General features: G+C 68.0%; 15 protein-coding genes. 8 read left to right on the forward strand and 7 right to left on the reverse strand.

All coding sequences use genetic code 11. The annotated features are described in order from the left end of the window. Positions 1 to 301: 301 nt before the first annotated feature. On the reverse strand, positions 302 to 487 hold the full coding sequence (locus HG543_RS05200) for a hypothetical protein (protein WP_169343533.1): 186 nt from the start codon (positions 485 to 487) through the stop codon (positions 302 to 304). A gap of 234 nt (positions 488 to 721) precedes the next feature. Between HG543_RS05200 and HG543_RS05205 the strand changes: the two genes are divergently transcribed. Beyond that, a complete protein-coding gene (locus HG543_RS05205; RefSeq protein WP_169343553.1) occupies positions 722 to 2065 on the forward strand; it encodes an AHH domain-containing protein in 1344 nt (447 codons plus the stop codon). Positions 2066 to 2086: 21 nt separating this feature from the next. Further along, positions 2087 to 2656 (forward strand): imm11 family protein, encoded by a 570-nt coding sequence (locus HG543_RS05210; RefSeq protein ID WP_169343554.1) that lies wholly within the window; start codon positions 2087 to 2089, stop codon positions 2654 to 2656. Between the two features lie 185 nt (positions 2657 to 2841). On the opposite strand, the gene HG543_RS05215 is transcribed toward HG543_RS05210, so the two are convergent. Then, positions 2842 to 3639 carry an alpha/beta fold hydrolase gene (locus HG543_RS05215; protein ID WP_169343555.1) on the reverse strand — a complete coding sequence of 266 codons (798 nt, stop codon included), beginning with the start codon at positions 3637 to 3639 and terminating at the stop codon, positions 2842 to 2844. Between the two features lie 100 nt (positions 3640 to 3739). On the opposite strand from HG543_RS05215, the gene HG543_RS05220 reads away from it, so the two are divergent. After that, on the forward strand, positions 3740 to 4624 hold the full coding sequence (locus HG543_RS05220) for a Dyp-type peroxidase (RefSeq protein ID WP_169343556.1): 885 nt from the start codon (positions 3740 to 3742) through the stop codon (positions 4622 to 4624). 8 nt (positions 4625 to 4632) lie between these two features. Here the strand turns inward: HG543_RS05220 and HG543_RS05225 are convergent, their stop codons facing one another. Both HG543_RS05225 and HG543_RS05230 read right to left on the reverse strand, forming a co-directional pair. Then, complete coding sequence (locus tag HG543_RS05225; protein WP_169343557.1) at positions 4633 to 7332, reverse strand: ATP-binding protein; 2700 nt, start codon at positions 7330 to 7332, stop codon at positions 4633 to 4635. Between the two features lie 8 nt (positions 7333 to 7340). Continuing rightward, positions 7341 to 8318 carry a PhnD/SsuA/transferrin family substrate-binding protein gene (locus tag HG543_RS05230; RefSeq protein WP_169343558.1) on the reverse strand — a complete coding sequence of 326 codons (978 nt, stop codon included), beginning with the start codon at positions 8316 to 8318 and terminating at the stop codon, positions 7341 to 7343. A gap of 391 nt (positions 8319 to 8709) precedes the next feature. Here HG543_RS05230 and HG543_RS05235 point away from each other — a divergent pair, with 391 nt between their 5' ends. From HG543_RS05235 to HG543_RS05250, 4 genes are all read left to right on the forward strand, one after another. Further along, complete coding sequence (locus tag HG543_RS05235; RefSeq protein WP_169343559.1) at positions 8710 to 9114, forward strand: FHA domain-containing protein; 405 nt, start codon at positions 8710 to 8712, stop codon at positions 9112 to 9114. 172 nt (positions 9115 to 9286) lie between these two features. Further along, on the forward strand, positions 9287 to 10441 hold the full coding sequence (locus tag HG543_RS05240; RefSeq protein ID WP_169343560.1) for a hypothetical protein: 1155 nt from the start codon (positions 9287 to 9289) through the stop codon (positions 10439 to 10441). A 179-nt stretch (positions 10442 to 10620) separates the two neighbouring features. Beyond that, a complete protein-coding gene (locus HG543_RS55015) occupies positions 10621 to 10953 on the forward strand; it encodes an FHA domain-containing protein (RefSeq protein ID WP_169343561.1) in 333 nt (110 codons plus the stop codon). Positions 10954 to 11046: 93 nt separating this feature from the next. Next, positions 11047 to 13335, forward strand: coding sequence for a DUF6891 domain-containing protein (locus tag HG543_RS05250; protein ID WP_169343562.1), 2289 nt, complete (start codon positions 11047 to 11049; stop codon positions 13333 to 13335). A 67-nt stretch (positions 13336 to 13402) separates the two neighbouring features. Here the strand turns inward: HG543_RS05250 and HG543_RS05255 are convergent, their stop codons facing one another. Continuing rightward, positions 13403 to 14788, reverse strand: a complete 1386-nt coding sequence (locus HG543_RS05255; protein ID WP_169343563.1) for a sensor histidine kinase — start codon at positions 14786 to 14788, stop codon at positions 13403 to 13405. 277 nt (positions 14789 to 15065) lie between these two features. On the opposite strand from HG543_RS05255, the gene HG543_RS05260 reads away from it, so the two are divergent. Beyond that, positions 15066 to 18902, forward strand: coding sequence for an ATP-binding protein (locus HG543_RS05260; RefSeq protein WP_169343564.1), 3837 nt, complete (start codon positions 15066 to 15068; stop codon positions 18900 to 18902). An 87-nt stretch (positions 18903 to 18989) separates the two neighbouring features. Here HG543_RS05260 and HG543_RS05265 read toward each other — a convergent pair whose 3' ends face one another. After that, positions 18990 to 20771, reverse strand: coding sequence for an alpha-keto acid decarboxylase family protein (locus HG543_RS05265; RefSeq protein WP_169343565.1), 1782 nt, complete (start codon positions 20769 to 20771; stop codon positions 18990 to 18992). Between the two features lie 27 nt (positions 20772 to 20798). After that, positions 20799 to 22760, reverse strand: coding sequence for a flavin monoamine oxidase family protein (locus tag HG543_RS05270; protein ID WP_169343566.1), 1962 nt, complete (start codon positions 22758 to 22760; stop codon positions 20799 to 20801). Positions 22761 to 22821 lie beyond the last annotated feature (61 nt).

A 22821-nucleotide genomic window follows, 5' to 3' on the forward strand; every position in this document is an offset into this window, starting at 1 on the left:
GGCAGCCCCGTGGGGTTGTGCGGGAATGTCCCTCATCATTAGGTCCGGGCTGTAAATCTGTCCCTCACCCTACGGGGGTATTGCCTGGGAACGCGGGTGGGGAATATTGGCGCACTGCGTATAAGGCGGCACTCCGTGGGTTCGATTCCCGCCGCCTCCACAATTTCAGGCCGTGATCACGGCTGGTTAGCAGCACCTTCCAGCCGTGTTGCGTCTATGTCGCGTGCCGGCGCAAAGGGCGCGTCGAGCACCGCGACAGCCTGCTTCCGGGTCTCGGGGCTCAGGTGGGCATAGCGCATCGTCATTTCGATGGTCGCGTGCCCCTCCAGTCGCGCGGCAGCTTCAACTCCGACGGCAGCCGCTTCTTCTGCCGGTACTTCCTGGCCGTCTTGCGGTCCATCTCGGCCTTCGCCGCGGCGAGCCCGAGGTTTCCGTGCTTCGTCAGCTCCTCCTTCAGCTTCCTCACCTGGGCGTCCGTTACCGCCACCGGAGCTCCTCCTCGTCCGGCGGCATGTACCGACGCCTTCACTCAAGATGGGGAGAAGTCATTGTCGCTGGTGGGGAGGAGTCATTGTCGCTGAGCAGGCATAGCCCCTGGCCGCCGCTGCGCTCGGTGGAGGCGCCACGCCCCGAGGTGATGCTCGGGGCGGCCCGCTCCGATGGGTCCTGGTCGTGACCCGCCGCGCCCCGGAGGATGGAGCCCTTTCCCGCTGGGGGGCTGATGAGGGTTCATCGCGCTGCCGCGCTGCTGCTGGCTTTGGTGACAGGTTGTGCCTCGGGGCGCGTGGTGCGCTTGGAATCTGGCCGGGGGCCGTCGGTCGTCTTCACGCCCGTCAGCGATGAATCCGGGCCGGTGGTGGAGCGGGACGACTTCAAGAAGGCCGTGGCTCGGCTGGTGCGGGAGATGCGGCCTCCGGCCAATCCCCAGCAGGCCGCGAGGCATCTGATGGGAGTGGATGCCCGAGGCGGCGCGTACTTCTACAACGAGCGGACCCGACAGCTCACGCCGCTGGACGGCGCTGCATTGGCCTCCGACATGCCCCCAGCGGACGTGGACCTGACGCGGACGTATTTACGCTGGTGCGAGCGCACCGGGCGCAAGGGCGACTGTCTGCGCCTGTTGGTGGAGAGCCCCACCGTCACCGGAGACGGACGCTATGCGTTGGCCATGGCCTTCGCTCAAGGCGTCGTCCGGGAAGAGATGCTGGACGCCTTCCGGGACATGGCCGACCCGCACGCGGCGCTCTCGGCGGTGCTATGGACAATGACCTTCTACCTGGTCCTCTGGTCGGTGCCCGAGCCGGTGAGCAAGGGCCTGGCTGCTGTCATGACAGCAACAGCCATCGTCTACCTCGGGGTGGACACCTTCTGGACGCTGATAGCGGGCTTCAAACGGTTGGTGGAAGAAGCGGACCGGGCCACCACGTTTGACGAGCTGCGCGAGGCGGGCGAACGGTATGGCAAGGTCATGGGCCGGAATGCGGCGCGAGCCTTCGCGCTGCTGGTGACGGTGGCCGTGGGCCACACGGCGGCGGGATTCGCCAGCACGGTGCCCACGCTGCCCGGCTCCGCCCAGGCGGCGGTGCTGTCTGGGGGCCGCGCGGGCATCCGCCTTTCAGCCGTGGGCGAAGTGGGCGCGGTGGCCGTGTCGGGTGAGGCTGTCACCGTGGTACTGGCCCCGAACGCGGTGGCCATGACTGTACGGGCCATGGGGGGCGCGGCTGCCGCCCCGGTGGACGCGGAGGGTCATGACCACCACATCGCTACGAACAAGTGGTGGAAGTCCACGAACAATGCAGGCCCGTGGTCACCTCAGTTCCAGACGATTTTCGACAAGGCGGGCATGACGCTGGATGACCCGGCCAACATCGTCCACGTCAAGGGCCACAAGGGGCCCCATCCGAAGCAGTACCACGAAGCAGTTTTCCAACGCCTGTCTGACGCAACGGAGGGGTGTCGCACCATGCAGCAGTGCCGCGAGGCGCTAACAGCCGAGCTCGGCCGGTTGGGGAAGCAGATCGCCACGCCGGGCACCAGGCTCAACAAGCTGGTGACGGGCACCTAGATGCAGCGCCACAATGGGCCTATGCCAAAGCGGTACTTCGACCTTAAGGACGAAATGCGCATTCGGGGGCGATGGTTGCTCGGCACTCCCACGGATGTTCAAGGTCGGGAGGTGGAAGACCCGTGGATGTTCTATCGGGGCCAGCGGCTCCCGGACCTGGGCCCCTTGAAACTCCCCGTGACTGTGCCCGGCAAGGCGCTTGATTTCTCACGAGCGGCATTCGCGGCCCCGGTGGTCCACGCCCGCGTAGCTGCCGTGTTCTCAGAACTCGCGCCCGAGGAGGTGCAAACCCTACCCGTGGAGATTGAGGGCCAGTCGGAACAGTTCTTCATTCTCGTGGCCACCAAGCTGATTCGCTGCATTGACGAGAATGCCACCGAGGAATTCGAGAAGTGGACGCCGGAGGACGGGCGCCCTGAGAAGGTTGGAAAATACCGAGACGTTTGGGGAATGCGGATTGACGCCTCCCAGGTAGGCGACGCAAAGGTATTCCGCGCTTGGGGATGGCCTATTGTCCTGATTGTCCGGGAAGAAATCCGCGAGGCACTTGAGCGCATAGGCGCCACAGGAACGACGTTTGAAGAGGTTTAGGTGCATGTTCCACGGCTCCGAGGTGGTTCTCGGTGCCGGTGCTGGCAGCCACTGCGCACCGGGAGGGCAGCCACTGTGGCCCGAGTAGGGACCCAATCTGGCTGGACATGGGAATCCTTTCGCGAGGTCGGCCGCGTGGAGGTTGGGTGCTCCAGTCGGCCGTCGAGCGGCAAGCCTGACAGCAGCTAAGCCAGCTCACGCAAGAACGACGCGACCACCTCTCCCAGGCGCTCGGGTTGGTCAAACGGAAGGCCGTGGCCGGCGTCCTGGACCTGTTCGATTCGCACGCGTGGGTTGAGGCTCCGCAGTTCCGTTGCCATCTCGAGCGTGACGACGGGGCTGCTGTCCCCGATGACGAGGAGGATCGGGACGTCAATCGCGCTCACCACGTCGCGATACTCGGGGTTGGGCGGCGTGAGGACGTCGAAGGCGCCCATGCGGGTCTTCAGTCTCGCCTCGGCAAGAAGCTCGACGATCTCGAGCGAGCGACGCGGATGTCGGGCTCGGGCCTGGGCAACGAGGTCAGCCTTGTGCAGGCCGAGGGCCCGGCGGTGTTGCTCGGCGACGTCGCTGTCGTGCACCTCGCGTTGGCGTTCGGGGCTCAGGAACGTCGGGTCGACCAGGACGAGGCCGCGGAGGCCCACCGCCCCTCGACTCGCCACCACCGCGGCGGTCATGCCGCCCATCGAGTGGCCAAGCAGGACCGGACGAGACAGCTCCAGGCCGCGGATGAGGCCCACGACGTCGCTCGCGTGATCGTCATACCGGTAGCCGTGGTGCGGCGCGCTCGAACCGCCGTGCCCTCGGGCGTCGGGCATGACGACGTCGAATTCACCTTCGAGCACCCGCGCCATGGGAGTCCAGCAGGCGCCGCTCCCAATCAAGCCATGGAGCAGAACGACGGGAGGGTGGGCGCCTCCGGTTCGGAGGTAGTGGAGGTCGATGCCGTTCGTTTCGCGGACTCCACTCATCCAGGTCGTCATGGAGCTGTTCCTGCCTGACGCGGCTTCGTAAGTGAAGTTGGATGTTCGTGAAGAGCTGACGCTTGCCACCGGGGCCCGCATGCACCAGAACTCGCGGGCCATGTCCTCCTCGAACCATCAACCCGGCATCCTCGAACCCCACTGTGCCGTGGGGCGCACCCTGACGTTCCGCATCGCGCCCGGCACCGACATCGTCGCCGCGCTGCGCAGGCTGCGAGACGGCTTTCCTCCTGAGCTGGGCGTGGTCGGCCTCGGTGCGCCGACGGTGCTCGCGCTGGGCAAGCGGGTGCCCGGGCTGCGGGTGTTTCCGGCCATGTCCGGCCCGGCGTGCAGCGTTCCGTCCACCCAGCAGGCGCTGTGGTTCATGCTGCGCGGCAGGGACCGGGGCGCGGTGTTCGACGCCTCGCGCAGCCTGCGCAAGCTGATGGGCGATGCGTTCCTGACGGTCGACGTGATGGACACCTTCACGTACCACGGCGGCCGGGACCTCACGCGCTTCGAGGACGGCACCGAGAACCCCAAGGGCGATGATGCCGTCGAGGCCGCCATCGTCTCGGAAGGGGAGGGGCTGCGCGGCTCCAGCTTCGTCGCGGTGCAGCGGTGGGTACACGACCTGGCGCGGTTCGAGGGGTTCGAGCCCCGCGAGCGCAACCACGTCATCGGCCGCGATGCGGAGACGAACGAGGAGCTGGAGGACGCTCCGCCCACCGCGCATGTGAAGCGCACGGCGCAGGAGAGCTTCGAGCCGGCCGCGTTCATGGTGCGCCGCTCGATGCCGTGGGCGAGCGCGGACCGCGAGGGGCTGGAGTTCATCGCCTACGTCGCGAAGCTGGAGGGCTTCGAGCAGATGCTGCGGCGGATGGTGGGCGAGGAGGACGGGCAGGCCGATGGCCTGTTCCGGTTCTCCTTCCCCATCTCCGGCGGGTACTACTGGTGCCCCCCGCTCGCGAACGGGAAGCTGGACCTGCGCGCGCTGGGGCTCTGACGCTCGGGTCAAGCCATGGACTGGCTCTCACCCGCCTCCAGGACGGGGTGAGGCCTCCTGCCGGCCGGCTCCGGGGGCGACTCCGAGTCGGCCGGCAGCTCGACGACGAAGGTCGCGCCGCCTCCCTGCGTGTCCTCCACCTGGATGGCGCCCCCGTGCGCCTGGACGATCTGCCGCGTCACATAAAGCCCCAGGCCGAAGCCGGAGATGTTCGTCCCCCGCACCGCCCGCTCGAACACCTGGAAGATGCGCTCCCGGTCCTTCGCGGCGATGCCCGGCCCGTGGTCCTGCACCAACAGCCGGACCCGCTCCTCCCGCGCTTGCACGGACACCCGCACGGGGCGCTGCTCGCCATACTTGATGGCGTTCCCGACCAGGTTCGCCACCACCTGCTCGATGCGGGGCCGGTCCCACCGCCCATGGATGGCGCCATCGTGCTCGAACCGGATGGCAATGCGCTCGCGGGCCAGCTCCTCGTTGAACCCCGCGAGCACCTCGTCCACCACCTCGGTCAGCTCCACGTCTCCGAAGTGCAGCTCCATCCGTCCGGTGAGGATGCGCGACACGTCCAGCAGGTTGTCGATGTGCTCCCGCAGCCGGTTCAACTGCCGGTCCGCCAGGCGCAGCAGCCGGGTGACTCGCGCGGACTCCGGCGCCGGCCTGGCGCGAAGGGCCTCCCGCTCCACGGACTGCAGGTGCAGCTTGAGCGAGGTGAGCGGGGTCTTCAGCTCGTGCGAGGCGATGGAGAGGAACTCCTCCCGCGCCTGCGTGGCCTCGCGCGAGCGGCGGTAGAGCCTCGCCGCGTCGATGGCCAGTCCTCCGCGCTGGGAGACCTCCTCGATGAGCGCCAGCTCTGCTTCCGAATACGGCGGGCGCCCGGGCTCCGGAGTCAGCACGTACAGGCCCAGCACCTCGCCGCGCACCCGCAGAGGCGTCACCCAGGCGGGAGCGTCGCCGGGCACCCGGGTGGCGGTGCACGCTCCGTCGCCGCCACGCACGGCCTCGAGCCACCGGTCCAGCTGCTCCGGAGTCACGTCCACGTCCCGTGCCCTCCGGCGCTGTCCCTCTCCCGTTCCGGCGTCGGCGAGCACCGCTCGCCAGTGCGGGGACTCCCCGGGCCCGTGCTCCCGCACCAGGAGCACGCACGTCCGGGCGAGCGCGGGGACCAGCAGGTGCGCCACCGTGTCGAGCGTCACGTCGAAGTCCAGGGAGGATGCCAGCTGACGGCTGGTGTCCGACAGCAGCCGCAGGGACTCTTCCGCCCGCTTGCGCTCGGAGATGTCGGTGGCGATTCCACACACCGCGTAGATGGCCCCTGTCGCATCCTTCAGCGGGAACTTCTGCACCAGGTAGGTATGCCGCCCATCGGGCAGGGGGAAGGCCTCCTCGTACTCCAGGGTGGCCTGGGTTTCGAACACCTGGTGGTCCGCCTCCACGAAGCGCTTCGCCTCCTCCGGTGGGAAGAGCTCCGCGTCGGTCCGACCAATCAGCGCCTCCCTCCCGTTCGCGCACAGGAGCTCCTCCACCCGGCGATTGACGCTGAGGTACCGCCCCCGCATGTCCTTCACGAAGATGAGGGACTGGGAGTACTCGACGAGCGAGCTGACAATCTGCTGCTGTCCCGCCCGATGCGCCGCCGCGAGCAGCCGCGCCTGGGTCCGCCGCAGCGCTTCCTCGGCGCGCCTGCGGGGCGTGACGTCGACCACCGTGCCTTCGATGAGCGCTCCGTCCGGGCTCTGGCACGCCGACAGCGCCAGGAAGCGGCGCTGCCCGCTCTCGTCGGAGCGCTCGAACTCGTACTCCGCCACCGTGCGCTCGCTGGCGAGCCGTGCCCGGAGCGGCGACGCCGCGGCGCCGAGCACCTCCTCCAGGGACTCGCCTTCGAGCTCCCTCGCCTCCGCCTTCCCGAACAGGGTCGCCGCCAGCCGGTTGGCGCGCGCGAAGCGGCCGCCGGACACCTGCCACAGGCCGACGAGCGCCCCCTCGTACAAGTCCCTGTGCATCTCCTCGCTCCGCCGGACGGACCGCACCGACGCGTCGAGTGGCAGCACGACGCGGTGGTACACGAACAGCAGGAGCACGACGAACAGGCCCAGGCCCGCCAGCAGCGTTCCGCCCTGCAGCCAGCGCAGCCGCGCCAGCCTCTGGTCGCTCCGCGTCTGAAGGAGGGCGACGTACCTGTCGGTCTGCTCGACGAGCTCATCGGACTTGTGCTGGATGCGATTGATGTGCGGGTTGTGTGTCAGCGCGCTGCGCTCGGCGCGCAGCGCCATGACGCCCGCGTGCTCCAGCTCGCGGAAACCCGCCTCGATGGCGCTCAGCGGGCCCCGGAGGTCGGTGTCGCGCATCGGCGGCACGGAGACCCACAGCCCTCCCAGCTCCGTGGGGCCGCCGTCGAGCAGGGCGTGCGTGCGCTCGTGGAACTGTCGGGCTGTCGCCTGGGCCGCCGAGCGCTCCTTCAGGAGCAGGGGCCAGTCCCGCTGGGACAGCCCCACCAGCGCCAGGTTCGTCTCGCGGGTGTACCGCTCGGCCAACAGCCGGAGCGAGCCCGCGACATTGAGCATGGCCGCATCCGCGCGCTTGGCGCGGGCCACCTCGGCCATGAGCCCCTGCGACACGCTCAGGAAGAGCAGGAACAGGGAGAGCAGCAGGCCGATGCGCAACATCAGCCCGGACCGCAGGCGCGCCAGGTCTTCGCCGAACCGCATGGCGTGCCTCATCGGAGGTCCAGGAACCCGGTCCGCCGCGCGAGCGCATGGCGTTGGCGGATTCCATCGTAGTGCGCGTCCTCCACGGGCTCGAAGCGGCTGATCAGCGCCTCATCGAGAATCCGGCGCCCCTCCGTGTCCTCGTGCATGTGGGTCAGCGCGAAGGCCAGGCGCCGCCGCAAGTCGGGCGCCATCCGCGTGGAGACCACCACCGGGGGAATGGCCTCGGGCCCCAGGGAGTGCAGCACACGGACCTGGCCGGCGGCCCCGAAGTGCTTCTCCCGGTCATAATCGAGCACCAGGCTGTCGACGAAGCTCGCATCCGCCTCGCCGCTCGCCACCATCCGGATGGACTCCTCGTGTGAGCCCGAGCGGACGACCTTGCCGAAGAAGCCCTTCGTCAGCCCGCGCTCGATGAGGAAGGAGCGGGGCATGTTGTAGCCGGAGTTGGAAGTCTCCTCGTTGTAGACGAGCGTCGCGCCCTTCAAGTCCTCGAAGCGGCGGAAGCGGCTGTCCTCGCGGACGATGAGGTCGGAGAAGTAGACGGGCCGGTCCCCATAGCGGGGCGCTTTCATCACCGGGGCGGCCAGCACGTCCACGACGGGCTGGGGCCGGTCATGCTTGAGCACGTAGGGGTAGCCGCAGATGAAGCCCACCTCCACGGCGCCGTCGTCGATCATCTCGTTGATGGTGCCGTAGGAAAACCCGCTCACGAGCTCGACCTGCTGGCCCAGCTGGCGCGCGAGCCAGTCCGCGAGCTTCGCGTAGACACCGATGCCCGACTCGGACACGAAGGCCGCGCTCATCGCGATGCGGATGGGCGGCCCTGGGAGTCGCTGCTCGGGCGGCTCCGGCTTCAGCACCGAAGCGGCCGTCTGCTCGGCGGCGGGAGGGCGGTTGGAGGACTCCCCCCCGATACACCCGGGGAGCAACAGCGCCCCTCCGAGCAGGCTCAGGGCCAGCAGGCCCATGACGAATCGCGACATCTCGTTCCCCCGGTTCCAGGGGAAACATCGACACCGCGGGGACTTCTGCCGGACGCGAAGAGAGCGTCCGGCCGCCTCCGTGGCCTGGCCGAGTGCTCGACCCTGTGGGCGATGCCCAGCGGACCGCCGGCGACCATGAATGCCCGGTACCTATCACGCTCCGTAACAGTCCTTCCGCGCCACCCGTGCGATGTGGAGGGCCGTTCCGGACCGCGCGGGTCTCGCACAGCAAGGGGGGAGGGCGTACGGGTTGCGATACACCGCTTCGGTGGCGGAGGATCGGCCCGTGTACCTCAGGTGCTCTGTCCTCGCCTCCCAGCTTCGGTCCGACCGCGAGGCCTTCCTTCGCGGCCGGACGTGTCCGGTGCTGGTGTGGGAGGACGCGCCCTCCGTGGCTTTCGCGGGCCCCCAACGGCAGACCACGACCCTGCCCAGCTACCGTCCCGATGCCCGGACCTCGCCAGAGCCGCTCATCTACGAGGTGCGCCCGAGACTTCGCATCTCCGCGGGCGATGACACCCGCGTGACGGTGGGACGTGACGCCGGGTGTGACATCTTCCTGCCGCATGCCACCGCGTCGCGCCTGCATGCGTACTTCGGTCAGGACCCGACCACCGGTGCGTGGACCCTCACCGACGCAGGAAGCCAGAACGGCACCTTCCTGGATGGCGTGCTCATCATGCCGGGCAGGTCCTCGTCGCTGCTCGGCAGGTCCTCGCTGCGCTTCGGGCGCGCGGAGCTGCTGTTCCTCCAGCCCGCGGCCCTCGAGGAGTACCTGCTCGCCCGGTCCCCGTAGTCTGCATCAGCGGACCCACTCGCGAGTCCGCGACGACCCTCGCCAATAACACCCAGGGCGAGTCAGTTTGGAGGCGCTGACTGAGCTGACGAATCGCCATACCCTTGTCTCGTATTTGTCATTTCCGGGTGACCCGGAAGAGGTAGCCGCGATGATGAGACGGATGTGGGGCGTGATGGCTCTGTGGCTGGTGGCGTGCTCCTCGGGGGTGGCCCCGGAGGAGGTACGCCCGGCGCCAGTCACCGAGTCGGTGGACCCGGGGGGCAAGACGGTGTCGCTGACGGGGCAGGCCACGCTCCAGGTCGCGGCTGGCGCGCTGACGGAAGAGACCCAGGTGACCCTTGCCGTCACGGAGGCGCCCGTGGCTCCGCCGGGCACGCAGATGAGCCAGGTCCTCGAGCTGACCCCTCACGGCACACGCTTCGAGACTCCGGCGCGCGTCACGCTGCGCTACACGGGCAATGCGCCGCCGGGACGCCTCGCGGTGCTGAGACTCGCGGACGCGGAAAGCAACACGTGGGAGCCCGTGGGCGGCGCGCGCTTCTCCGGTGGAACGGCCACGTTCGACACCACCACCTTCAGCTACTATGTGGTGACGGACGGCTTCGCCTGTGAGCCGCAGCAGACTCCCGCCAATGCCTGCGGCTCGGCCTGCGGTGGGGATGAGTATTGCGCCTCGGATGCCCGGTGCAGGCGGATGCTGCCCAGCGAGTTGTGTGGCAACACCTCCCTGTATGTCATGCATGGCGAACTGCCCGACCTGTCCGGCGTGGCCCCGGCCGACACCGAGGATGCCCGCTCCGGTAACCTCATCGCCGAGGCGCTCGGCACCTGGTGCGGCGTCACCCCGACGCCGCTCAACCAGGCGGAGAAGGGCATCCTCGATGCCTGCACCGATGCTCCGCTGCTCGGCAGTGGCAACACCCTCGTGCTTGCCGGCAGCGGCTACGCCCAGCGCCTGGGCCGCTTCGTGGTTCAGGATGCGTCACCGTTGCTGCTGGGCAGTGGTAGCACCTCCGGCACCCTCCGCTTCAGCAAGCGCGACGGCACCGTCCTGGCGGAGTTCCCGTCCAGCCGGGTGAACCCGACGAACGACTACTTCACCTACCACCTGATGACCATGCCAGGAGGTGCGCTCGTGCTGCAGGTCTACGGGATTGGCTGGGAGGGCACGCCCGCGGGAGTCTGGCACTTCATCCACCGCGCACTGCCCGACATCCAGGCGGGCACCGCGACCTGGTCCTCCTATCAGCTCTACGAGTGGACCGATGATGGTGACGGGCAGAAGGGGCCCGGCGATACCTACCGGCTGATTGCCCAGGAGTAGTCCTCTCGGAGCATCGAGCCCGTTCGCCAGCACGAGCAAGGGGGCAGGGCGCACGGGTTGCGGTGCACCGCTTCGGTGGCGGAGGCTCGGCCCGTGTACCTCAGGTTCTCTGTCCTCGCCTCTCAGCTTCGGTCCGACCGCGAGGCTTTTCTTCGCGGCCGGACGTGCCCGGTGCTGGTGTGGGAGGACGCTCCCTCCGTGGCTCTCGCGGGCTCCCACCGGCAGACCACGACCCTGCCCAGCTACCGTCCCGTGACGCCGGGTGTGACATCTTCCTGCCGCATGCCACCGCGTCGCGCCTGCATGCGTACTTCGGTCAGGACCCGACCACCGGTGCGTGGACCCTCACCGACGCGGGAAGCCAGAACGGCACCTTCCTGGATGGTGTGCTCATCATGCCGGGCAGGTCCTCGCCGCTGCTCGGCCGGGCCTCGCTGCGCTTCGGGCGCGCGGAATTGCTGTTCCTCCAGCCCGCCGCCCTCGAGGAGTACCTGCTCGCCCGGTCCCCGTAGTCTGGAGGAACAATCCAAGCGAGGGCGGCCAGGAATGGGGAGCCCTTTCCCAGGCATGATGCACTTGAAGTGCAGATGTGACATACTTTCTGTATGGGTCATGCCAAGCGTTCTAAATTGAACGATTACGTCAGGCGGGAAATCGCAATTGCCCTTGACTCCCCGGAAGAGATTGTCGAGAGCGCGGTCATCATCTACGAGGTCGAGCCAGACGAGGTCGAGCCGCTGGTCAATGCCGCGCTCTCAGCGCATAGGACCGCGTGTGCCAACTGGCCCGAGGTGACGGATTGTGACCGCCTGGATCGCGCCTTCGCGGCGCTCGACAAATCCGGGGTACTGGCGCGCCAGAACTTCACCTGCTGCAACAACTGTGGACACACCCAGCTCTCCGACCGGATGTACGACGAACTCGAGCGCGGGCGTACGCTCGACGGGTATGTCTTCTATCACCAGCAGGATACCGATAGGGCTGTCGCGGGCGGGGGGCTGCACCTGAGCTACCACTCGCTGACACCCTTGCCGGACGCGGTGATTGCCATCGGCCGCCGCGTCGTCGAAGCACTGCGTGCACAAGGTCTGGTCGTGACCTGGGACGAGAATCCATACAACGCGATAGAACTGCCATCGTTCGACTGGAAGCGGCGCGGGCCTCCACCTTCAACCAAGGCGCCTCGCGACTGGAGCCCAGAATCCCTGCTCGATCGCTGGTGTGAAGCGCTACCGGGTTCCGCGGGGGCTGAGCTCGCTGAGGCGCTCGGAGAACTCTACGGTGAGGCCGCCATCGCGGCTGGGTGTATCGATGTCGCCATCGCGTTGGCACGCGCTCCGTTTGCCATTGAACCGGGCCTCCGCGACAAGCCGCGAAACAACGCGCTCACGCGGGTAGCACTTGCATTGAGCAAGAGCGACGTGCCCCCTGCTCGAGTCAAAGCCCTGTGGCAGGAGGCTTACGCGGCAGCCCCTCTCAGTCGTCACGGAGAGCTCATCCATCTTCTGGTCGCCGGTGAGCTCGCTGACCCAGAGCTCCATGCGGTGGCGCGGAATCGAGTAATGCAGACCCGCCGCGATATCTGCGGTGCAGCCGCGGTCGCCTGGTACCTGGTCCGCGCACCCGCGGAGTCCGTCGATGAGACCGAGCACGCGGCGATGCTCAAGTCCATCCGACGGACTTTCGAGAGCTCCAGGGAGGAATTTCGCTATAGCGATACCGAACATGCCCACCTGCGCATCGCGGTTGCCTCCGCACTGTGGGTGATTCATGTGCGCCGCGGCGAGCTCGACCTCGCACGCCCGGCACGAGAGCTCGTGCTCGAGGGGCTCGATTCCGATGGCATCAGGATCCTGCCATCGTTCGTGCAGCGAGCTCTCCTTGCGGCCGCGGCAGAGGTGGGTGAGCTCGCGGGCTGGGTGTCGCGGTGGGATGAGCTCTCTCTGTCGGCGGTGAGTGGAGAGGTCTTGGATGCACTCGTGCGCACCGGTCAAATCGACACAGCGGTGGAGGTCGCCGGTCAGCCCGGAAGGCCGACCGAGCTCTTCGCGCGACTCGCGCGGCTCGTCCCTGATGATCCCCGCGCCTCCATGTGGATCGAGCAAGCAGCGACTGCCGAGAGCCTGATGGCCATCTACAAGGAAGAGGACCTGCTCTCCAGCGAGGAATTCCGTGACGCTCGCCTCGAGTTCGCCGCGCTGCGTGGAGCGCGCGACGACCGCGAACGCGCGCGTCTGGAGATCGCCGCCATCTCGGCGGACATCCGGGCGGAGTTCGCCGCTAGCGAAGCAAGGCTGCTTGCGCATCTCGAGCAGGTGCGTGACGGAGCGCGCGGACCCGCTCTGCCCGTGGACGAACGCTGGTTTTCTCCCGAAGGGACCCGCTCCCTCGAAAAGGCGCTGACAAAGTGGGCGGCCGCGTCCGATAGACGGCAGCGCTTGCTTACCCGTCGCTCGGCGATGATGATCCTGGAAGCCGCCGTCGCATTCGCCGGTCGTGGCGAGCTGGATCGCGCAAGAGAGCTCGTCGCGCGGGTCGAGGGCGCTGAGCCGCCTGGGGATCCAACGGTGCTATTTTGGATGGTTGCCGGCCCGTTGATTTCAGCTTGGGTTGCGATCGGCAGGCTCGACGATGCACTCGCCTACGCGCACAAAAGCGGGGTCCTGGGTTGCGGCGTGATTACCCCCCTCGTCGTGCGGCTCATGGAACTTGGCCGTTCGTCTGAAGCGCTCGAGTTTCTCGGTCCCGCGCTCGACCCTCCGTTCAACTGGAGGGTTCTGTGCCACCTGGCGCCTGCTGTCCTCGCGGTTTCATCCAATGCACGTATGTGTGCTGCCGCCATGCTCCAGGCGTGGCGTCGCGCCGACACGGTGCTCGACACACTCGTGTGCTAGCTGGCCCCGGGATGGGGCATGGCGCCGAGGAGACCGCCGCGGTGTTCAAGGTGCTGCGCGGGGCGGGCTAGGATGGATTCTCCGCAACGACATACCGGCCCAGCGATGCAGCCTGTTCTCGCTCCGGGGCCTCCACCGGCAGTGTGACGATGAATCGGGCGCCACCGCCCTGCCTGTTCTCCGCGGTGATGGTTCCGCCCACCCGCTCGACGTACTCGCGGCAGAGCGCGAGCCCCAGCCCGGTCCCCACGCCGGCGGGCTTGGTCGTGAAGAAGGGCTCGAACAGGCGCTCCAGCGCGTCTTCGGAGATTCCCGGGCCGTTGTCCTCGACGTGGAGGATGACGGTTCCCGCGTGCTCCCTCGCGCCGATGCGAATCTCCGGACCTCGTGAGGCTCCACTGCCGGCCGTCGCGTCCACCGCGTTCGTCAGCAGGTTCAGCACCACCTGCACGAAGCGGCCCTTGCCGAACCGCACCGGCGAAAGCTGGGAGGGGACCTCGTCGATGACGCGCACGGCGCCGTGCAACTTCGGCCTGCCGAGCCGGAGCGCTTCCGCGACGACCTCGGCGGCGGAGCTGGTGTCGCCATCGCTCGAGTCATCGCGCGCGAAGGTCTTCAGGTCCCGGACAATCTGGTGGATGCGCCGCACGCCCTCCAGCGTCTCGCGATGAATCTCCTCGAGTTCCCGCGGGTCACACACCTCGCCACGTGCTCGCAGCTCTTCCAGATGGCGCAGGTTCGAGCTGACGAAGGCCAGGGGGTTGTTGATTTCGTGCGCCACGCCCGCGGCGAGCTGCCCGACGAGCGCGAGCCGCTCGAAACGGCCCCGGCGCCGCTCGCTCTCGGCGAGCTGCCGCAGGGTCTCCGCGCGCTCCCGCTCGTGGCGCACCTTGTCCTGGAGGACCCGGCGGTGCGCGTACGTTCCGTACATGCCGATGAGGCCGGCAATCACGCTCATTCCGCCCCAGAGCGCGGCCTCGCTCACGCCGGAGCCACTCCGCCCGACGATGACCATGACGCCGGCCGCGTTGAGGACGGTGCTGACCACGACCGCGCGCAGGTCTCCATGCGCGATGGCCATGAAGCAGAGCGGGATGGCCATGTTCCAGAAGAAGAGCGGGCTCTGCGTGCCACCCGTCTGGTGCACGATGACCGGGAAGCAGAACGCCGTCACCACCGCGACCAGGGTTGCGTGCCAGGAGGGTTCATCCAGCGAGGGCCGGCCGAGCAGGCCGAGCAGGACCATCGTGCCGCCCCAGGCGCACCGGGCCGGCAGCGTGGCGAGGGACACCTGGCCCAGGATGGCCCAGTCCAGGACCACGCAGGCGCTACACAGGACTCCGGCGAACACGTACCCGGCACGGATGGCGTCGAGGCCGAAGGGGACGCGAGCACCTTCCGCGAAAGCGAGCCCGCCGAGCTTCTGAGACCCTTGTCGTGTGACGGTCTTCATCCGGGGAACAGCATCGCACAGCCGTCGCCGGTTCCCCGCCGGGGCTCATGGGGTCCGGCCGCACACCGTCTTCCGCTTCGGCTCCGCCTCACGGGCGTGAGAGGAGACCTGGCTCCCGCGCCATGCCACGCGTCCCACGCCTGCTGATGGGGCGGCCTGGCGGGCGCTGGCTGCGCGGTCTCCCGGGAGGTTTCCCACGAGCCCCGGCGGGGCTCGGGTTAACTTCCGCGCTTCGAGCGTCACCCCGGGCGCACGCAGCGTTGGAGGAACTCCCCGTATGCCGGACGCCGAACGTCACCCGCTCTGTCTGCCGGATGGGCGGACCTCCGATGAGACCTGCCTCCAGGGGGGAGGCGAGATGGGGGCGCTGATGCGGTCGATTGACTGGTCCAGGACCGGGCTGGGCCCTGTCACCGGGTGGCCCCGCAGCTTGAAGACCATGGTGGGCGTCATCCTCGGCAGCCGCTTCCCCATGCTCGTGTGGTGGGGCCCCGACATGCTGCAGATCTACAACGACGCCTATCGGCCGGTCCTTGGCGTCAAGCACCCGGCCTCGATGGGCGCGCCCGCGCGCCGCATCTGGTCGGAGATCTGGGATGTCATCGGCCCCATGGCGGAGGGGGTCCTGGCGGGCGGGCCGCCGCCATGGCACGAGGACTTCCAGCTCTTCATCAACAGCCGCGGCTTCGTGGAGGAGACCTTCCACACGTTCTCGTACAGCCCCGTGCCCGACGACGAGGGCCGGGTCGGCGGGGTGCTGAACACCGTCCAGGAGACGACGCAGAAGGTGCGCGGAGAGCGGCAGGTGCGGTTGCTCCGCGACCTCGCGGCCCGACTGGCGGACGCGAGGTCCGTGGATGAGGCCTGCACCCTGGCGACGGCTGTCTTCGCGACGAACAGCGCGGACCTCCCTTTCTCGCTCATCTACCTCCTGGATGTGGAAGGGCGTGAAGTCCGGCTCTCCAGCACGAGCGGCCTGGACGGCTACGAAGGCCCGGCCAGGACCGAGCGGGTGGCACTCGACTCCGCCACCTCGCCCTGGCCCTTCGCCGAGGCGGCCCGTGAGGGCCACGTCATCGTGGACGGGCTCGGGGGGCGCTTCGCGGGTCTGCCCGGGGGGCCGTGGGGCACACCGCCGGAGCGTGCCATCGTCGTGGCCTTCACCCGGCCCGGCCAGCCGCGGCCCTCGGGCTTCCTCGTCAGCGGGCTGAGCCCCCGCCGCCCCTTCGACGAGCACTACCTGGGCCTGTGCAAGCTCGCCGCCGACCAGGTGGTGACGGCCATCACCAATGCCCGCGCGTACGAGGAGGAGCGCCGCCGCGCCCAGGCCCTGACCGAGCTGGATCTCGCGAAGACGGCCTTCTTCAGCAATGTCAGCCACGAGTTCCGGACGCCGCTGTCGCTGATGCTCGGGCCGGCCGAGGACGCACTCGCCTCGCCGCGGCGGGCCCTCATGGGCGAGAACCTGAACGTCGTCTACCGCAATGCCCTGCGGCTCTTGAAGCTGGTCAACTCGCTGCTCGACTTCTCCCGCATCGAGGCGGGGCGCGCGACGGCGTCATACGAGCCCACCGACCTGGCCTCGGTGACCACCGACCTCGCCAGCGCGTTCCGGTCGGCCCTCGAGCGCGCCGGCCTGAGGTTCGTCGTCGAGTGCCCCCCGCTCCCCGAGCACGTCTACGTCGACCACGACATGTGGGAGAAGATCGTCCTCAACCTGCTCTCGAACGCGCTCAAGTTCACGTTCGAGGGGGAGATTGGCATCGCGCTGCGCTGGCTCGGGGAGTCGGTGGAGCTGGTGGTGCGGGACACCGGGACGGGCATCCCCGAGAAGGAGCTGCCGGACATCTTCAAGCGCTTCCACCGGGTCCAGGGGGCACGTTCGCGCACGCACGAGGGCTCGGGCATTGGCCTGGCACTCGTCCACGAGCTGGTGCGGCTCCACGGAGGCTCCATCGAGGTCTCCAGCCAGTTGGGTCACGGCACACGCTTCCGGGTCTGCATTCCGCGGGGCTTCGCGCACCTGCCGCAGGACCGGGTCCACACGAAGCACACCCTCGTCACCACCGCCACCGGCGCGGCGCCCTACGTGCACGAGGCGCTGCGCTGGTTGCCGGAGAGCGAAGCGGCGGAGGTCGCCCGGAGCCTGGAGCCGACCCTGCAGCCGGCGGCGGGCCTGGGGGCCCTGGCCACGAACCCGAACGCCCGCATCCTGCTCGCGGACGACAATGCCGACATGCGCGGCTACGTCCGGCGGCTGCTGGGCGAGCGCTGGAATGTCGAGGCCGTGGCCGACGGTGCCCAGGCCCTGGAGGCGGCGCGGCGCCAGCTGCCCGACCTGGTCCTCACGGACGTGATGATGCCGAACCTCGACGGCTTCGGCCTGCTCCAGGCGCTGCGCGCCGACGAGCGGCTGAAGGAGATTCCCGTCATCATGCTCTCGGCGCGGGCAGGGGAGGAGTCGCGTGTCGAGGGACTGGAGGCGGGCGCGGACGACTACCTCATCAAGCCCTTCTCCGCTCGCGAGCTCGTGGCACGTGTCGCCACTCACCTCCAGCTGTCCGAGCTGAGACGCGCGGCGCTCCGGGAGCGCGAGAAGATGTATTCGCTCTTCGAGCAGGCCCCCGTGCCCATCGTGGTGCTCCGGGGACCCAAGCACGTCTTCGAGCTGGCCAATCCCCGCTACAAGGCGATGGTCGGCAAGGAGGCGCTCCTCGGACGTACCATCCTGGAGGTCTTCCCCGAGGCGAAGGGAACGGCGATCGAAGCGATGTACGATCGCGTCTACCAGACGGGCGAGCCCTTCGTGGCGGAGGAGTTCCGGGGGGCGCTCGACCTGGGCCGGGGGGTGGAGGAGGTGTTCTTCACCTTCAACGCGTTTCCGGTGCGCAACGCCGCGGGCGAGGTGGACGGCATCATGGTGGTGGCCGTCAACATCACCGACCAGGTGCGCGCGCGGCGAAGCCTGGAGTCGGCGACGCGCGAAGCGGAGTCGGCGAACCGCGCCAAGGACGAGTTCCTGGCCATGCTGGGACACGAGCTGCGCAACCCCCTGGCGCCCATCACCACGGCGCTCCACCTGATGCGACTGCGCCTGGGGGACACGGCCCAGAAGGAGCGAAGGGTCATCGAGCGCCAGGTCGACCACCTCATGCGGCTGGTGGACGACCTGCTCGACGTGTCGCGCATCACCCGAGGCAAGGTCGAGCTGAAGAAGCAGGTCATCGAGCTCGCCGAGGTCGTGGCCAGGGCCATCGAGATGGCCAGCCCGCTCCTCGAGCAACAGCAGCACCACCTGTCCGTGTCGGTGGCGCCCCGGGGGTTGGCGGTGGACGCGGACCCCACCCGGCTCGCGCAGGTCGTCTTGAACCTGCTCACCAACGCCGCGAAGTACACCGAGCGGGGAGGGCGCATCTCCATCACCGCCACGCGCGAGGACTCGGCAGTGACGCTCTCGGTACGAGACAGCGGGATTGGCATCGCGCCGGAGATGCTGCCGCGCGTCTTCGAGCTCTTCGTCCAGGAGCGCCAATCCCTGGACCGCTCCCAGGGAGGTCTGGGCCTGGGGCTCGCCATCGTGCGCAGCATGGTGGCCATGCATGGCGGCACGGTGTCCGCGCGCAGCGAGGGGAGGGGCCGTGGAAGCGAGTTCACCCTCCGACTCCCCGTGGCGGCGCAGCAGGCCGTGGTGACTTCCACCGCCGGCGGAGTCCATGCGGCGGTGGAGCCCGCGCGGGAGACGGGATGCAGGATTCTCGTCGTCGACGACAACGAGGATGCGGTGGACCTCCTGGCCGAGTTCCTGCAGTCGCTGGGTCATGAGACGCGCATCGCCCATGATGGCCCCGCGGCCCTGCGCGCCGTGGAGGGCTTCCAGCCGGACTTCGCCCTGCTCGACATCGGGCTCCCCGTCATGGATGGGTATGAGCTGGCGCGCCGCCTCCGGGAGGTTCCCGCGCTCGCGGCCATGAAGCTCATCGCCATTACCGGCTACGGCCAGGAGGCGGACCACCAGCGCTCGCGCGAGGCGGGATTCAACGCGCACCTGGTCAAGCCCGTCCGTCTCGAGGCGGTGGAGTCGATGCTCAAGACGCTGTCGAGCGCTGAGGGGTGACGCCTGAAACCCCACCGGGTGCGGACGGGTGTCCTCATCTGGTGGGGCAGCTCCACGCTGAATCCAGGGATGGGCCCCGCCGCCGTCTCAGAAGATGCTGGGAGGCGGCCAGCCCGGGTTCTCGATTTCGTCCTCGCCCACCGTGGTTTCGAGGCCGGCCCGGATGGCGGCCGGCGAGTCCGCCTCTGGGATGGTGATCTCGACGACGAAGTTCTGCCCGGGCGTGTCGCGTATCTCCCGGAGAACGCCTTCGAGCTCGTCGACGCTGGCGGCCTTGCGGCCGACACCGCCGAACACCTCGGCGATCCGGTCATACTTCCAGCGAGGCAGGACGTTGTAGGGATAGAACGTGTCGAGCAACGGATCCTTGTACTCCACCACCGGCGAGCGGAACGGGTTGGGGTTCACGATCTGCTGCTCGATGCCGTAGAGCCCGTTCGCCAGCACGAACACGACCGTGTTCAATCCGTTCGCGTGGTGGTCCGATACGGCCTGGCAGGTCTCGTGGAACGCGCCGTCCCCGACGATGACGATGGCGCGCTTGTCAGGTCTGGCGCAGCTGACGCCGGTCCCGGCACCCACGGAGTAGCCGATCGCGAGCCAGGCGGCTTGAGCCACGAACCCATCCTGCGCCGGGATGTGGAGGCTCTGTGCGCCGACGAGCGGGAAGCCGGCGTCGACGACCACCACCTCCTTGGCCGTGAGCCAGCCGCCAAGCGAAGCGAAGAACGCGTCGTACGTGAGCCGCGGGGCCTTGAGCGCGGCCTTGCTCGACACGGCGGGCCTGACCCGCAAGCCGGCCAGGTGCTTTCCCGCGCTCTGCTCCGCCCAGGCGATGAACGCCTTCTCGAGCCCCTGGATGAACGCCTCGAGGCCGACGAGCGGGAAGAAGCTCGCGCCGACCCACACACCCCCGTGCGATGCCAGGATGGTGCTCGAGCTGCGGATGTTCTGATTGCCGGTGTCCTTGCCGGTGGTCCAGGCCCCGAGTCCGATGAGGCAGCCGTCGTCGCCAACGAGCTGCTGAATCTCGGTCTGGGTCAGCGTGACGCAGCCCTGGAAGTACGCGTGGTCTTCGGACACGACGGACTTGCTCAGCGGTGAAGTGACGAACCCGATGCCCTGGCCTTCGAAGGCGTGCAACCGGTTGACGGTGTCGAGCAGGCTCAGGAACGGCTGGGTGAGGCCGAACCGCTGCAGCTCGATTCCCGCCCAGAAGATGCACTTCGTCTTGCTCTGGATCAGCTGCATGGCGGCAGCCACGGCCTGCGTGGCTTCGCTCACCGCGATGGTCGTCCCGAGGCCGGAGCGCAGCTCACCCACGGGTGCCTGACACGCCGCTCGCCAGACATCCTCGGCGAACTCCAGGTAGACCGGTCGCCGCTGCGTGAGCATCGCCGTGAGCACCGAGTCGATCTGGTAGGGGGCGCGTCGCGCATCGGACACCCGCTCCGCGCCCACCGTCACGGGCCGGAACACGTCGATGTCCACGGCCGGGGCGCCCGTGGTGTGCGAGTACAGGAGGCCCGCGTTCTTTTCGACCGAGTCCTCCTTGTTGGTCGGTGCCCCGTTGATCAGCAGCACGGGGACCTGCTCGGTATAGGACCCGGCAATCGCGTTCAGGAGACTGAAGGCTCCGACGCTGTAGGTGACGTGGAGCGCGCCGATGCCCTTGAGCCGCGCGTAGGCGTCGGCGGCGTAGCCGGCACAGAGTTCGTTCGCGTTGTGGGTGATGACGATTGGAGACTTCTTGTCCGCCAGAATCGTATTCAGGAACGGCGCCGTGTAGTTCCCGGCGACGCCAAACAAGCGGTCCAGACCCAGCTGCTCGAGCCGGGTCTTGAGGTATTGGGCAACCGTCCACTTCATGGCCTTATCCCCTTGCAAGCGTGAGCCTTACGGCTTGTCGAAGTAGGTGAGAGAGACCGCGTGCGGGTGCCTGGGCTTGCGCCGGCCCTGGGCGGCGGCCAGCTCCTTCTCCTGGGTGCCGCCGAAGCTGGGATCGATGTACTTGCGAATCGATTCCGCGCTGCGCCTGGCGTAGGCGACCTTCATGGCCTCCGACGGGGTGACGCCGTGCTCCTCCCGATAGACCTCGGAGATCGGCTTCAGCTTGAAGGCCTTGGCCAGGACGAGATCGGCGGAGCGCAGGGCGCCTTCGACCCAGCCCTGGTAATCCGAATAGGCCTCGCCGCACGTGTAGAGGTTCTTCAGCGGCTCGACCAGGTACGGAATCACTTCGCCGTCGTTCGCGTGCAGCCCCCATTGGTGCACGCCGAAGTCGAAGTTCTCGGCAGGCGGCGTCCGGGTCAGGGTGGAGCCATCCCAGATGCGCGCGCTCGTCATCACGGGCCTGGGAGCGTAGTTCGTGTTGAACAGCTGCTTGAAGAACCGGGTCGCGGTCTCCACGACCGCGTCCGAAGCGGCGAAGATGCTCTGGGGCTGCCTGGCGCTGTATTCGCGCTGCATCGCCGAATCGAACAGCGGTCCCGTCTGCTGGAGGGCCTTCCAGAAGTTGATGTTCAAGTAGTCGCAGTAGATGGTGAGCGCGGCCGGCAACGTGTACTTCCGGGCCTGGATGGCATCGAGCTTGACCTGCAGGTGCTCCGGAATCGGTTCACCCCGCTGCTGCATCCAGTTCGAGTACTCGAGCGCGGCGAAGGTCGCCTCGTCGATGGCATAGAAGGGGTAGACGGACCCGAGCGGCAGGTCGGAGAAGTTGGGCCCGTACCCGACGCCGAGCTGGCCGCTCAGGTTGTTCCCCCACCAGGCGGTGTCATAGTAGAGGTTGATCTTCAGCAGGGCCTGGTTCGTCGTGGTCTGCAGGGTGTCCCACAGCATCGCGGACGCGCCGTCGGTCAGGTCGTTCAGCGCCGGAGACCGCAGGAAGAGCTTCTCGAGCGGCAGCCGGGGAATGGCGAGGATGAGCTTCCGGGCCTGGATCGTCCCGCTCTCGAGCTTTCCGCTCTTGTCCTTCGTCGTGTACCTCACGACGTAGGCGTCGCGCTCCTTGCCGACGATGCTGGTGACCTCGGTGTTGAGATGGATGCGCTCCTTCGGGAGGCTGGAGGCGAGCGCGTTCGGGAGCGTGCTGAAGCCGTTCTCGAGCGTGTGGAAGTCGGGATTGGCCGGGAAGTCCTCCAGCAATTGATACGCCTCACCGGCGTTCATCCGTGACAGGAACGTGCCGTTGAAGCCCGACAGCGCGTACAGCATCTGGACGCACTCGTTGGAGTACCCCATCGAGATGAAGAGGTCCCAGAGCGACCAGTCCTTGAGCTTGACGCCGTTCCACTGGCATTCGAGCCGGAAGCGCTGCCAGAACTCCGGGGTGCGACGGTTCGGCCGGTCCTTGAAGTTCGGATTGACGGCGAGGATGCGATTGAAGACGGTGTCAATCATGGTGGAAGGGTTGATGCCCTTCTCGGAGGGAGCGAGGTTGTAGAGCTCGCTCCAGATGCGGTAGTTGTCGGCGACGGACTGCTCCGTGTCGAAGCTCGTGCCGCGGAAGCAGAGGCGGTTGGTGCCCGAGCCGCTCATGGGAAACGGGACCACCTCCTTGTCGAGCCCGAAGAGGAGCAGCAGGCTCATGAGGTCGTCCATGAGGTCGAAGGTGAAGCGCATGCCACCTTCCTCCTCCTTCACCGTCTCCTTGTCGCCGAAGCGGATGAGGTCGGAGTCGAGCCTGCCGCCGGTGCGGTCCGAGCGCTCGAAGATGGCGATGTCCGCCCCCGCGTGCTCCCGCAGGATGCGCCACGTGGAGTAGAGGCCGGCCATGCCGGCCCCCACGACGAGGATGTCGACAGACGTGGGGATTGGCTGGTTGTGAGAAAGCTCCGCACTCGAGAGATGTCCCATGGACCCTCCTGTTCAGTGTTGGACTTCGTCCAGTCTGGAATTGAAGGACTGCCGAACCGAA

Source organism: Pyxidicoccus fallax, from assembly GCF_012933655.1.
Lineage (GTDB): Bacteria > Myxococcota > Myxococcia > Myxococcales > Myxococcaceae > Myxococcus > Myxococcus fallax.

What these genes read in the sequence shown, in the direction of transcription:
- HG543_RS05205 (WP_169343553.1), top strand. Translation starts at nt 722, where the DNA reads ATGAGGGTTCATCGCGCTGCCGCGCTGCTGCTGGCTTTGGTGACAGGT.
- HG543_RS05210 (WP_169343554.1), top strand. Translation starts at nt 2,087, where the DNA reads ATGCCAAAGCGGTACTTCGACCTTAAGGACGAAATGCGCATTCGGGGG.
- HG543_RS05215 (WP_169343555.1), bottom strand. Translation starts at nt 3,639, where the DNA reads ATGACGACCTGGATGAGTGGAGTCCGCGAAACGAACGGCATCGACCTC.
- HG543_RS05220 (WP_169343556.1), top strand. Translation starts at nt 3,740, where the DNA reads ATGTCCTCCTCGAACCATCAACCCGGCATCCTCGAACCCCACTGTGCC.
- HG543_RS05225 (WP_169343557.1), bottom strand. Translation starts at nt 7,332, where the DNA reads ATGCGGTTCGGCGAAGACCTGGCGCGCCTGCGGTCCGGGCTGATGTTG.
- HG543_RS05230 (WP_169343558.1), bottom strand. Translation starts at nt 8,318, where the DNA reads ATGTCGCGATTCGTCATGGGCCTGCTGGCCCTGAGCCTGCTCGGAGGG.
- HG543_RS05250 (WP_169343562.1), top strand. Translation starts at nt 11,047, where the DNA reads ATGGGTCATGCCAAGCGTTCTAAATTGAACGATTACGTCAGGCGGGAA.
- HG543_RS05255 (WP_169343563.1), bottom strand. Translation starts at nt 14,788, where the DNA reads ATGAAGACCGTCACACGACAAGGGTCTCAGAAGCTCGGCGGGCTCGCT.
- HG543_RS05260 (WP_169343564.1), top strand. Translation starts at nt 15,066, where the DNA reads ATGCCGGACGCCGAACGTCACCCGCTCTGTCTGCCGGATGGGCGGACC.
- HG543_RS05265 (WP_169343565.1), bottom strand. Translation starts at nt 20,771, where the DNA reads ATGAAGTGGACGGTTGCCCAATACCTCAAGACCCGGCTCGAGCAGCTG.
- HG543_RS05270 (WP_169343566.1), bottom strand. Translation starts at nt 22,760, where the DNA reads ATGGGACATCTCTCGAGTGCGGAGCTTTCTCACAACCAGCCAATCCCC.